Below are 12,121 nucleotides of genomic sequence, written 5' to 3' on the forward strand. Positions count from 1 at the left end.
CGCGGTGCGACCGGTGGGCTCGGAGATCGAGAGCGCGGGGACCGACGGCGCTGCGGGCGCGGAGCACGGGGAGCCCCGACCGCTGCGCATCCTGCTGATCGACAACTACGACTCGTTCACCTACAACCTCGTTCACCAGATCGCGGCGACCGCGGGCCGAGCCCCGGATGTCGTGCACAACGACTGGGCGGGGTGGGATCCGTCCGTCCTGGACCGGTACGACGCGGTCGTGCTCTCGCCGGGACCGGGGGATCCCCGGGTGGCGGAGGACTTCGGGATCTGCGCCGACGCGATCCGGATCGCGGCCGAGCGGCGCATCCCGCTGTTCGGGGTGTGCCTCGGGCTGCAGGGGATCGGACACGCGTTCGGCGCCACGGTGCGGCGCGCTCCCGAACCGCGGCACGGCAGACCCTCCCCGGTCACGCACGACGGCACCGGCGCCTTCGCGGGCCTGCCGTCACCCGTCGAGGCGGTGCGCTATCACTCGCTCATGATCGACGACGTTCCGGACGAGCTGGTCGTCACCGCGCGTGCGGACGACGGCGTGATCATGGGGATCCGGCACCGCGAGCTGCCGCTGTGGGGAGTGCAGTTCCACCCCGAGTCGATCGGCACCCTCGACGGAACGCACATGATGGCGAACTTCGTCGCGTTCGCGTTCGCGCGCGCGATGCCGGTTCGGCGACGGCGATCCGCTCCCGAGAACGTCCGTTCGGAGCCCGTTTCGCACGTGCCGATCGCGCCGCGCGCCGTGCAGCGGCGCACGATGCCCCTGCGTGTCACGACCGAGGCGCTTTTCACCGCTCTGTTCGGCACGGCGATGCAGGCCGTGTGGCTGGACGGCAACCGTCCAGGGGATCCCCGCGCCCGCTACTCGATCCTCGGCGGCGGGGACGACCTGCCGACCGCGATCGCGGACGTGCAGGCGGGCACGGTGACGGTGCGAGGCGGCGCGCGGGAACGCGAGCTTCGGACGGGCCTCTTCGACTGGCTCGACGCGGAGCTGGCAGCCACCGCGACCGAGGCGGGCGAGCTCCCGTTCGCCCTGGGCTGGGTCGGAGCACTCGGCTACGAGCTGCGCGCGGAGTGCGGATCCCCGCACCAGCGTCGCGCCGCCACGCCCGACGCGGCGCTGGTCCGCCTCGACCGCGCCGTCGTCGTCGACCACGAGGAGGAGCGGATCCATCTGCTCGCCCTCGATGACGAAACCTGGCTCGCCCGGACGGCGGCCGCGATCGCGGCGCTCGAGACGGCGTCCTCCGGCGTGACAGGACCGGACCCGGATCCCTTCGCCGCGCCGCCGCTCGCGCTCACCGCCCGGCACACCCGCGCCGAGTATCTGCGGCTCATCGCCGAGGCGCAGGAGGAGATCGCGGCGGGCGAGACCTACGAGGCCTGCCTGACCAACATGCTGCACGCCGCGGCGCCCGGCGCGGGTGATCCGCTCGCCGCCTACCTCGCGCTGCGTGTCCAGAACCCGGCCCCGTTCGGCGCGTTCCTGCGCATCGACGGGGTGAGCGTGCTGAGCACCTCGCCCGAGCGGTTCCTGCGGATCACGGCGGACGGCGCGGTCGAGTCCCGTCCGATCAAGGGCACCCGCCCGCGCGGCGGGACCCCGGAGGAGGACGAGCGGATCAGGGCGGAGCTCGCGGCATCGGAGAAGGACCGTGCGGAGAACCTCATGATCGTGGACCTCGTCCGCCATGACCTCGGGCGCACGGCGGAGCTCGGGTCCGTGCGCGTGGACGGGCTGTTCCGCGTGGAGAGCTACGCCACGGTGCATCAGCTGGTCAGCACCGTGCGCTCCCGGCTCGTCGACAGCCCCGTGGCGTGCGTGCGCGCGGCTTTCCCTCCCGGTTCCATGACCGGCGCGCCGAAGCTGCGCACGATGGCGATCCTGGACCGGCTCGAGGACGCGCCGCGCGGACTGTACAGCGGCGCGCTGGGCTACTTCTCGTTCGACGGCTCGGTGGACCTCAGCGTCGTGATCCGCACCCTGGTCGCGCACGACGGCGGCTTCGACTACGGCGTCGGCGGGGCCATCGTCTCGCTCTCGGACCCCGATGAGGAGTACGCGGAGACGGTGGTCAAGGCCCGTCCGCTGCTGCAGCTGACCGGCGCGGCGTTCCCCGAGGCCTGAGGCCCGGCTCAGGGAGAGGCACACCGGCTGCCGTGCCGCAACCCTCTGTCTCCACCGGATCGGGCCGTCTACTCTGCCGAGATGGATACCGGCGAGGATGCGTCCGCCCGGGCGAAGGAGGCCGCGCGCTCCACCCAGCGCTCGCCGGCGCTCCGGCGCGCGGCCCGCATCGGTTTCGTCGTGCTCGGTGTCCTGCACATCCTCATCGGGGCGATCGCCGTCTCCGTCGCGATCGGTGGCGACGCGCGCACGGCCGACCAGGGCGGCGCGATGGAGCAGCTCCGGCAGAACGCGATCGGCGGGCTCCTGCTGCTGGTGGTCGCCACGGCCCTCGCCGCGCTCGCCGTCTGGCGGATCGCGGACGCCTTCCTCTCGAGCGGCGCCGAGAACCCGAGGCGATGGGTCCTCCGCGGCAAGAATCTGGGCGTCGCCGCGATCTACCTCATCCTCGCCGGGACGGCGGTCGTGTATGCGATCGGCGGGCGCACGGATTCATCGCGGAGCTCCCAGACGCTGAGCAGCCGGATCCTCTCGGCCCCGGGAGGAGGGATCCTGCTCACCGTGATCGGCCTCGCCGTGGTTGCCATCGGCGGAGGCTTCATCGTCAGTGCGCTCACGCGCTCCTTCACGAAGGAGCTCCGCGTGCCGCGCGGAACACGGAAGGCGGGCATCGAGGTGTTCGGCGTGATCGGCTATCTCGGGAAGGGCGTCGCCGTGGTGGCGACAGGCGCGCTGTTCGTGATCGCCTCGGTCACGAAGGACCCGCACAAGGCGGCCGGACTCGATGCCGCACTGCGCGACATCGCGGCTCTGCCGTTCGGCCAGGCCATGCTCTCCGCGGTGGCAGCGGGGCTCGTCGCGTACGGGGTGTTCTGCATCGCCCGCGCCCGGTACGAGCGGATGTGAGGTCGCTGCTGCGGCTGACGGACGCGCCGTTCCCCGAGGCCTGAGGCCCCGCGCTATCGCTCGACGATGAGGCGGGGGCGCGGGCCTTCGATGCGCGCGATCGCGATCCTGACCTCGGCGAATTCGTGCTCGACCGTGGTGCGGAACTCGACCAGGTTCCGATCGACGGCCTCGATCTTCTGCTCGAGCTTCTGCTCGACCGCGTCGATCCTCTTGTCGAGCTTCTGCCCGACCGCGTCGATCTTCTTGTCGAGCTTCTGGTCGACCGCGTCGATCTTCGTATCGAGCTTTTGCTCGACGGTCTCGATCTTCGTCACGAATCTCTGCTCCAGGCTGTCCATCCGGCGGATCACCCAGGCGAAGCCGGCGAACATCGCGACGCCGAGCGTCAGCAGGCCGCCGAGGCCGCTGCCGATCAGCGCGAGAGTGTCCGTGGACATGTACATGCCTCCATTCTGCGCATCCGTCCTGGTGAAGGCCAGCATAGACAGGCACTTGTACCCTGGGGTGCGTCGTGCGAGATCCGTGCAGATACTGCTCGTCCGCCTGGCTGTGCGGATCGTTCAGCCTGGCGCGACCGCGGCCCACGGCACGGTCAGTTCGCCGAGGCGCCAGCGGGCGCGTGTGCCGAGCACGGGGTGGCCGGCGTCGCGGAGTGCGGTGACCGCGGCGAGGAAGCGCTGGGTGGCCCCGAACGTGGACAGGGGAGCAGCCCGCTCCCACTCCCGGTCCAGATCCGCGAGCAGGGTGTGGATCCGCTCGCCGGGCACGTTGTGGTGGATGAGTGCCTTCGGCAGGCGCTCGGCGACGATCGACGGCCGCTCCAGATCCGCGAGGCGGAGCGACAGCGTGAAGCGCTGCGCGACGCCCTCGGGATCCACGTCGATGAAGCTCGCGATGCGGCCGATCTCGTCGCAGGTGCCCTCCACGAGCAGCCCGCCCGGTGCGAGGCGCGACGCCATCCGCGCCCACGCGTCCGGCACGTCGGCTTCGTCGTACTGCCGCAGCACGTTCATGGCGCGGATCACGGCCGGGCGCCGTCCGTGTGGCAGCGGCACCTCGAAGCCGCCGCGCGCGAAGGACACCGGCAGGTCGGCGGCGAAATGTCCGTCTCCGCCGCGGAGCTCGGCGAGCTGTGCGCGCGCCGTGGCGACGCGGGCCGGATCCAGCTCGAGCCCGAGCACCTCGGCGTCTGCGCGCACCCGGACGAGCCGCGTGGCGAGCTCGAACGCGGTCACCCCGCTCGCGCCGAAGCCGAGGTCGATCACGAGCGGATCCGCCGCACGGCGGAAGGCGGGCGACGCGGCGATCCAGCGGTCGTTGCGCCGCAGCCGGTTGGTGCCGGTCGTGCCGCGGGTGGGCCGGCCGAGCGGAGAGGACGCCATGGATCCATCCTGCCCGGTTCCGGTTCCGGCTTCGGAGGCGGTCCCGGCGGTTGCCGGTCTCCGCCGCATCACGAGAGATCGGCCGGGTCCCCGAGCACGGTGCGTGTCCCGGCCCCGGTGGGAGCGATCGCGAGGGTGATGAGGCGTTTGGTCGCTCGCGTCTGCGCGACGTAGAGGTCGCGCAGACCGGCCTCGCTCGCGTGCTGGATCTCGTCTGGATCGATGATGATCACGGTGTCGAACTCCAGGCCCCGCGCATCGGGCGCTGCGACGATCGTGGCTGCGGTACCGTCCGTCTTCGTGTCCAACCAGGCCGATCGTCGCGTGGTGGCGATGATCCCGATGAGGTCTTCGAGATGGGCGTGCCGGGTGTCCGCGATCAACTCGTCGAGCCGGGAAACGAGATCCTCCTCGGTGACGGCGATGAGCGCAGGCGGCTGGCCGTGGCGGATGGAGCGGGAGAGGCGCTGCTCGGGAGCGATCCGGGCGAGCAGAGACTCCGTCGCCCGCAGGATCTCCTCGGTGGTGCGGTAGTTGACCGTGAGGGTGTGGTGGGCGAACGTCTCGCTGACGAACGGTGCCAGCGCGTCGCCCCAGGTGCGGATGGTCGTGGTGGGACCTGCTTGCGCGAGGTCGCCCACGATGGTCATGGAGCGCCCGGGGCATCGGCGCATCAACGCCCGCCATTGCATCTCGGAGAGCTGCTGGGCTTCGTCGACGACCACATGCCCGTAGACCGTTTCGGGAGGGCCGTCGATGAGCGCACGGGCCTCATCCAGCAGTGCGAGGTCGGCGCTGCTCCAGCCGCTTCCCCGGTGGTCCGTGCCGAGGCTCCGGACCGCGTCCTCAGCACGGAGCCGGGGCCAGACTCGGTCGATGATCCGATCGATGCCTGGATCATCGAGAAGGTCTTCACGGATTCGATCCCAGTCGATCTCCAGACCATCCGCAGACCGGTCGGCATCCGCGGAACCGGCATCGTCCGAGCCTTCCGCGAACATGCGGTGGAGGTCGATGCCCTGCACCTCTTTGAGATCGGCTTCGAAGTCGGAGAGCTCGTGCGCGGTCTGCTGCTCCAGCTCGGTCACCAGCTCGTCGACGACATGTTCGGCGAACAGCTCCCGGGCGGGATTGTGCCCGATGCCGCCCTGCAAGGCGCCCTGCCGCGCCGCGTCGATCACGCGGGAATCGAGGATGACGGTTCCGTGGGCGGTGCGCATCTCGAGGGGCACTCCGCGAGGCTCACGGGCGTGCACCCAGCGTGCGAGCGCGTCGGCAAGACCGGCACGGCCCTTGAGCCGTGCGAGTTCGTCCGGCTCGGTCTTCGTCGGCTCCACGCCGATCATGTCGGGGAGCGTCGCCAGCCGCACGTCGTTCTCCCCGAGYGAGGGCAGCACGTCGGAGATGTAGGTGAGGAACCGGCTGTCCGGTCCGAACACGAGGATCCCGCGCTCGGTGATCGAGGGGAAGGCGTAGAGGACGTAAGCCGCCCGGTGGAGAGCGACGATCGTCTTGCCCGTTCCCGGGCCGCCATCGACCACCATGATTCCGCGATGCGGGGATCTGACGATCTCGTCCTGCTCCGTCTGCAAAGTCGCGGCAGCCTCTCGCATCCGTCCCGACCGCGCACCCGTCAGTGCAGCGACGAGAGGGCCATCGCCGACGACGTCCTCGCCCGTCGGTGCGGTTCCGTCAAGGATCTCGTCACTGACGTCGAGGACCTTCCGGCCGTCCAGGCGCAGGTGCCGCCGCCGGCGCAGACCCATCGGCGAGATCATTGTGGCCGAGTAGAACGGGCGCGCTGCGTCGGCTCGCCAGTCCATCAACAGCACGTCTCCCGAGGCCGCCCGCAGGCCGATTCGGCCGATATGCACCGACGTTCCCCGTTCGGCATCATCGATGCGTCCGAAGCACAACGACTGCTCTGCCGACCGAAGCTGGCGAATCCGGTCCGTCAATCGCGAGACCTCGTGATCCCGTGCCGAGAGATCCTCCGGTCCTTCGACCTGCCTGCTCATCGCTCGGTCTCGCGCCGAGAGACTGCCGGTCAGCTCCGCGTCGAGACGCGAATACATCGCGTCGATCAACCGCTGTTCCGCGCCGACCTGCTCCGCCTTGACCGCGCCCGCAACCGAATCCATCCGCATCGTCCTCCCCCTCGTCGGGCGTCCACTCTGCGGCTCACATCCGGTAAAGGCAACTTTGACATTCCCGCCGAAGTTTGGCCTTCCGACAACGCCTAGGCTTTTGCATGTGCAGACGATCGAGGTCGGGATCCCGGGAACGGCGGACGCGGACGAGATCGTGCGCACTTACCTGACCGAGGTGGTCTCGCGGTACCACGGCCGGCCCGCCACGGACGGCGAGCGCGACAAGGCGCTCGCGGACGAGCCGTACGACGACCTCGAGGGCGACACCGGGGTCCTGCTCCTGGCGCGGGAGGACGGCACCGTGGTCGCGTGCGCAGGGGCGCGCTACGTGGAGGACGACGCCGAGCTCACCAAGGTCTTCACCCTGCCGTCGGCGCGGGGGCGGGGGATCGCGCGGCAGCTGATCCTGGCGCTCGAGGAGGTCGCACGCGGACGCGGCGCCCGTGCGATCCGGCTGAACACCCGCTCCGACCTCGTGGAGGCGTGCGCGATGTACGAGGGTCTCGGCTTCCGCTCGGTCGAGGCGTTCAACGCAGAGCCCTACGCCGACCGCTGGTATCGGAAAGACCTGAGCCCGGCGACGGAGCAACCGCCGGCGGCGCCGTAGCCGTCGCGCCGGTCAGCGCGGGCCGCCGCTCATCGATCCGCCGGTCGGGGCGGTCCGAGTGTCCACGCGCACCGTGAGCGTCGCCGTGTAGCCGCTCGTGGCGTCGCCGGTCATCGCGGCGATCTGCAGCGCCCCGCCATCGTCGCCGAACACGCCGTCGGAGGAGAGCGAGGTCTGCGCGAGATTCCGCGCCGAGCCGTCGTAGCCCCCGGTCGCGTACACCGCCTCGCACGCGGACTGCGGCAGGGCGATCTGCGAGGTGGCGATCGCGTTCGCGGAGTCCGTGACGGCGGCAGCGCTCGGATACACCTCGAAGTGGATGTGCGGCCACCGACCCGGGTAGCACCCCGGGAAGATCGACGTGAACGACACCCGCCCGTCCGCGTCAGCGACCTGCGCCCCGCGCAGGTAGGTCTCGTCCTCGATGCCCGACGAGTACATCGAGTATCCGCCGGTGGCGTTGCAGTGCCAGGCGTAGACGGCCACGCCCGCGAACGGCGCATCCCCGTTCGCCGTATCGAGGATGTTCAGGGAGAACGTCAGCGGCACACCCGCCGCCGTGGTGCCCCCGCCGAGCGACGAGCGGATGTCCTGCCGCACGATGCCGGAGTCGGTCAGCGCATCCGGACCGTTCGATCCGTCGCCGGGGTAGGGGCCTGCCGTCTCGTCGGGGATCTCCGCCGCCGGCACCGCCGTGGTCGCGGTCGACGTCGCGGAGGGGACGGGCGTGCTGGTGACCGTGGGGACAGTGGTAGAGGACGACGCCGGCGCGGCGCTCGATGCGATCGGCGCGCACGCCGCGAGCACGGCACCGCCCGCGCCGAGCCCGACGAGGCTCAGCACCATGCGCCGTGACATCAGGGTGCGGATGTCGAACGGCGCGCCCTGATCCACGACCTCCTCCTCCGGGCGGTCGAGCAGGCGACCCTCGTACGCGGGGCCGTCCGGGGTGCGGGTCGGGTCGGGGAAGGTGCTCATGTCCGGATCCTCTCGTGGCTGATAGAAGTATCCTCTCGGGCCGACCGGATCCTGGCCTGTGCGCTTGCTATGCATTGCATAAGCGATCTCCGTCATGCGAAGACCCCGGCTTCGGAGCGGCACGGTGCACGCCGTAGGCTGGAAGCATGACGCGCACCCTCATCCTGCTCCGTCATGGGCAGAGCGAATGGAACGAACTGAACCTGTTCACCGGTTGGGTGGACGTCCGCCTGACCGAGCAGGGCAAGAACGAGGCCCGCCGCGGCGGAGAGCTGCTGGCGCAGTCGGGGATCCTGCCCGACGTGCTGCACACCTCGCTGCTCAGCCGCGCGATCCAGACCGCGAACATCGCGCTCGACGCCGCCGACCGGCTGTGGATCCCGGTGACCCGCTCGTGGCGGCTCAACGAGCGCCACTACGGCGCTCTGCAGGGCAAGGACAAGGCGCAGACGCTCGAGGAGTTCGGTCCCGAGCAGTTCCAGCTGTGGCGCCGCTCCTTCGATGTGCCGCCGCCCCCGCTCGACGACGCGAGCGAGTACAGCCAGGTGAACGACCCTCGTTACGCGGGCATCGACGCCGAGGTTCCCCGCACAGAGTCCCTCAAGCTCGTCATCGACCGGCTGCTGCCGTACTGGTCCTCGGCGATCGTGCCCGATCTCGAGGCCGGCAAGACCGTGCTCGTGACCGCGCACGGCAACTCGCTGCGCGGACTCGTGAAGCACCTCGAGGGCATCAGCGACGACGACATCGCCGAGCTGAACATTCCCACCGGGATCCCGCTGGTCTACGAGCTCGACGAGAACAACGTGCCCACGGGGTCCGGCCGCTACCTCGACCCGGAGGCCGCCGCCGCGGGCGCCGCCGCCGTGGCGAACCAGGGCAAGAAGTAGCCTCGCAGACGTCGATCCCGTCCCGACCGGTTCTCTGAGCCGGTTTCGGGGCGGGATCCGTCGTTTCGGGGCGCGTTCTCTCGGATCTCCCGGTCGTGGCGCGCCCCGAAACGAGAAGATCCGCCCCGAACCGGATGGCGGGGCGGATCCTCGAAGCTCGGAGTCAGGCGTGGCCGGATGCGGACTCCGCCTCGTGCTGCGCCTCGACGGCGAGGGCGATGTCCTCCTCGTCGATGGCCCAGTCGCCGGTGGCCAGGTAGACGACCTTCTTCGCGACGGCGACCGCGTGGTCGGCGAAGCGCTCGTGGTAACGGCTGGCGAGGGTGGCGTCGACCGTCGCACCCGCCTCACCCTTCCAGTTGTCGCTCAGCACCTTCTCGAAGACGTTGGCGTGCAGCTCATCTACGTCGTCGTCGGCGTTGCGGATGGTGTCCGCGAAGCGCAGGTCCTGTGTGCGGAGCAGCTCCGAGAGCGTGCGCGCGATCTCCACGTCCAGCTCGCCCATGCGGGTGAAGGTGCCCTTGAGGCCCTTCGGGATGGCGCGCTCGGGGAAGCGCAGCCGCGCGAGCTGGGCGATGTGCTCCGACATGTCGCCCATGCGCTCGAGCGACGCGCTCACGCGCAGCGCGGTGACGACGATGCGCAAGTCGCGGGCGACCGGCTGCTGGCGGGCGAGGATCTCGATGGCCTGCTCGTCCAGCGCGACCGCGAGCCCGTCGATGCGGGCGTCGTCGGCGATGACCTCTTCGGCCAGGGCGACATCGCTGGTCGCGAACGAGCGGGTGGCCTTCTCGATCGACACGGCCACGAGGTCGGCGATCTCGACGAGCTGCGACTGCAGATCCTCGAGGGACTGGTGGAAGACTTCGCGCATGGCTGCGCACCTTTCGTTCTGTGACCCTGGCACCGGATGGTCTGAGTCGCACGGCGGCCCGCAGAGCGGGCACGGGACGATGCTCGTCACGGGTCGTGACACGCACGTGGCGATTCTCTTCGGAGAAGGTTAACGATTGGTGCCGTCCTCGTGAACACTAGCGCGCCAGGGGGTGCGAGAGGCGGGAAACCGCGGATCCGGAGGGTGAACGACCTCTACGCTGGACCCATGGACAGCACTCTGCTCGCCCTCCTCGCCCTCGGGCTGGGAGTCGCGATCGGCGCAGGCATCGCCGCGATGATCGTGGCCGCGATGCGGGCGCGGACCGCCGCAGAGCAGCAGGCGTCCAGCGAGCTTCCGGACGGCCTCACCGACGTGCTGGCAGCCATGGACGACGCCGCCTGCGCGGTCGATCCCTCGGGGCTCGTCACGGCCGCGAGCACGGCTGCCGCACGTTTCGGCATCCGGGTCGGCGCCACTCTGTACAACCCTGAGCTGAGCCAGCTCGTGCGCTCCGTACGCGAGGGGGGATCCCAGGCGAGCACGCTGCGCCTGACGCGCGGTGGCCGCAACCTCGATCCGCGCCTCGTCGCCGCGCGGGCGAGCCGCATCGGACCCCGATTGAGCCTGCTCATCATCCGCGACGTCACGGAGCAGGAGCGCCTCGAGCAGATGCGCACCGACTTCGTCGCCAACACCAGCCATGAGCTGAAGACCCCGGTCGGAGCGGTGAGCCTGTTGGCCGAGGCGATCGAGTCGGCGGCGGAGGATCCCGCCCAGGTGCGCGCGTTCGCCACCAGGATCCAGGCGGAGGCGGGACGACTCGGCCAGCTCACCGGGCGCATCATGAGCCTCTCCCGCCTGCAGTCCTCCGACGGTCTCGGCACGTTCGGCCCCGTCGCGATCGACGAGGTGATCACGACGAGCGTCGAAGGCCACGCGGTGCAGGCGGCCTCCGCGGGCGTCGACCTCACCCGCGGCGGTGACCGCGGCGCGTGGGTGCAGGGCGACGCGCAGATCCTGATCGAGGCCGTCGGCAACCTGATCGCCAACGCGATCGTCTACTCGCCGCGCGGATCCCGGGTGGGCGTCGGCGTGCGAGTCGACGACGGCGTGGTCGAGATCTCGGTCTCGGATCAGGGGATCGGCATCGATGAGGCCGACCGCGACCGCATCTTCGAGCGCTTCTACCGCGCGGATGAGGCCCGTTCTCGGCGCACCGGCGGCACGGGGCTCGGGCTGTCGATCGTGAAGCACGCCACGCAGCGCCACGGCGGCGAGGTGCGGCTGTGGTCGCGCCCTGGCCGCGGATCCACGTTCACCATGCGCCTGCCCCAGATCGCAGCGCCCGACGTCGAGGACGACGAGGGCAAGCGCAAGAAGCCGAAGAAGGACAAGAAGAAGCGCCAGGCGCGCAAGGCCGCGCGCCTCGCCGCGTCGCCCGCGCCGACCACGGACCCGATCCGCACCGATACCGGAGAACTCGTATGACCCGCATCCTCCTCGTCGAAGACGAACCTGATCTCGCCGACCCGCTCGCGTACCTGCTGCGCCGCGAGGGCTACGAGGTCGAGATCGCCGAAGACGGTCCGACCGCGCTCGCACTGTTCCGCGAGAGCGGGGCCGACATCGTCCTGCTCGATCTGATGCTGCCGGGGATGCCGGGCACCGAGGTGTGCCGGCAGATCCGTACCGGCTCGGCCGTGCCGATCATCATGCTCACCGCCAAGGACTCCGAGGTGGACATCGTCGTGGGTCTCGAGCTCGGCGCCGACGACTACATCACAAAGCCGTACTCGTCGCGCGAGCTGCTCGCCCGCATGCGCGCGGTGCTGCGAAGGGTCGTGCAGGCCGAGGAAGACGTCGACGAGCGGATCCTCGAGGGCGGTCGTGTCACGGTCGACCTCGATCGGCACACGGTCGCCGTCGACGGCGATGTGATCAACATGCCCCTCAAGGAATTCGAGCTGCTCGAGGTGCTCATGCGCAACTCCGGCCGGGTGCTCACCCGAGGCCAGCTGATCGACCGCGTCTGGGGAAGCGACTACTTCGGCGACACGAAGACCCTCGACGTGCATATCAAGCGGATCCGCTCGCGCATCGAGCAGAACCCGTCCGAGCCGGTGATGCTCGTCACCGTGCGCGGACTCGGCTACCGCTTCGAGGGCTGAGCCCGCCGCGCGGCGCCCCC

Annotated in this window: 11 protein-coding genes; 6 read left to right on the forward strand and 5 right to left on the reverse strand. The window is 70.3% G+C overall.

Annotation, left to right across the window (positions count from 1 at the left end; genetic code table 11):
• Nucleotides 1-13 precede the first annotated feature (13 nt).
• Together pabB and AC1DG4_RS04415 are read left to right on the forward strand one after the other, a co-directional pair.
• Complete coding sequence (pabB, locus tag AC1DG4_RS04410) at nucleotides 14-2,140, forward strand: aminodeoxychorismate synthase component I (RefSeq protein ID WP_477376478.1); 2,127 nt, start codon at nucleotides 14-16, stop codon at nucleotides 2,138-2,140.
• 81 nt (nucleotides 2,141-2,221) lie between these two features.
• On the forward strand, nucleotides 2,222-3,046 hold the full coding sequence (locus tag AC1DG4_RS04415) for a DUF1206 domain-containing protein (protein WP_477376480.1): 825 nt from the start codon (nucleotides 2,222-2,224) through the stop codon (nucleotides 3,044-3,046).
• Between the two features lie 53 nt (nucleotides 3,047-3,099).
• Here AC1DG4_RS04415 and AC1DG4_RS04420 read toward each other — a convergent pair whose 3' ends face one another.
• From AC1DG4_RS04420 to AC1DG4_RS04430, 3 genes are all read right to left on the reverse strand, one after another.
• A complete protein-coding gene (locus tag AC1DG4_RS04420) occupies nucleotides 3,100-3,492 on the reverse strand; it encodes a hypothetical protein (protein ID WP_477376482.1) in 393 nt (130 codons plus the stop codon).
• Nucleotides 3,493-3,609: 117 nt separating this feature from the next.
• The gene (locus AC1DG4_RS04425) at nucleotides 3,610-4,431 is read right to left on the reverse strand and encodes a class I SAM-dependent methyltransferase (RefSeq protein ID WP_477376484.1); all 822 of its coding nucleotides are present in this window, start codon (nucleotides 4,429-4,431) and stop codon (nucleotides 3,610-3,612) included.
• Between the two features lie 68 nt (nucleotides 4,432-4,499).
• Nucleotides 4,500-6,572 (reverse strand): HelD family protein, encoded by a 2,073-nt coding sequence (locus AC1DG4_RS04430; protein WP_477376486.1) that lies wholly within the window; start codon nucleotides 6,570-6,572, stop codon nucleotides 4,500-4,502.
• 112 nt (nucleotides 6,573-6,684) lie between these two features.
• On the opposite strand from AC1DG4_RS04430, the gene AC1DG4_RS04435 reads away from it, so the two are divergent.
• On the forward strand, nucleotides 6,685-7,188 hold the full coding sequence (locus AC1DG4_RS04435; RefSeq protein ID WP_477376488.1) for a GNAT family N-acetyltransferase: 504 nt from the start codon (nucleotides 6,685-6,687) through the stop codon (nucleotides 7,186-7,188).
• Between the two features lie 12 nt (nucleotides 7,189-7,200).
• Here AC1DG4_RS04435 and AC1DG4_RS04440 read toward each other — a convergent pair whose 3' ends face one another.
• Nucleotides 7,201-8,166 (reverse strand): intradiol ring-cleavage dioxygenase, encoded by a 966-nt coding sequence (locus AC1DG4_RS04440; RefSeq protein WP_477376490.1) that lies wholly within the window; start codon nucleotides 8,164-8,166, stop codon nucleotides 7,201-7,203.
• Between the two features lie 146 nt (nucleotides 8,167-8,312).
• Here AC1DG4_RS04440 and AC1DG4_RS04445 point away from each other — a divergent pair, with 146 nt between their 5' ends.
• On the forward strand, nucleotides 8,313-9,056 hold the full coding sequence (locus AC1DG4_RS04445) for a phosphoglyceromutase (protein WP_477376492.1): 744 nt from the start codon (nucleotides 8,313-8,315) through the stop codon (nucleotides 9,054-9,056).
• Nucleotides 9,057-9,219: 163 nt separating this feature from the next.
• On the opposite strand, the gene phoU is transcribed toward AC1DG4_RS04445, so the two are convergent.
• Nucleotides 9,220-9,930: a phosphate signaling complex protein PhoU gene (phoU, locus tag AC1DG4_RS04450; protein ID WP_477376494.1), complete on the reverse strand. Its 711-nt coding sequence runs from the start codon at nucleotides 9,928-9,930 to the stop codon at nucleotides 9,220-9,222.
• 228 nt (nucleotides 9,931-10,158) lie between these two features.
• Here phoU and AC1DG4_RS04455 point away from each other — a divergent pair, with 228 nt between their 5' ends.
• Together AC1DG4_RS04455 and AC1DG4_RS04460 are read left to right on the forward strand one after the other, a co-directional pair.
• Nucleotides 10,159-11,421 carry a sensor histidine kinase gene (locus AC1DG4_RS04455; RefSeq protein ID WP_477376496.1) on the forward strand — a complete coding sequence of 421 codons (1,263 nt, stop codon included), beginning with the start codon at nucleotides 10,159-10,161 and terminating at the stop codon, nucleotides 11,419-11,421.
• Nucleotides 11,418-12,101 (forward strand): response regulator, encoded by a 684-nt coding sequence (locus AC1DG4_RS04460; protein WP_477376498.1) that lies wholly within the window; start codon nucleotides 11,418-11,420, stop codon nucleotides 12,099-12,101. Before AC1DG4_RS04455 ends, AC1DG4_RS04460 begins: the two co-directional genes overlap by 4 nt.
• Nucleotides 12,102-12,121 lie beyond the last annotated feature (20 nt).

It is taken from the genome of Microbacterium sp. 05N427 (genome assembly GCF_056397105.1).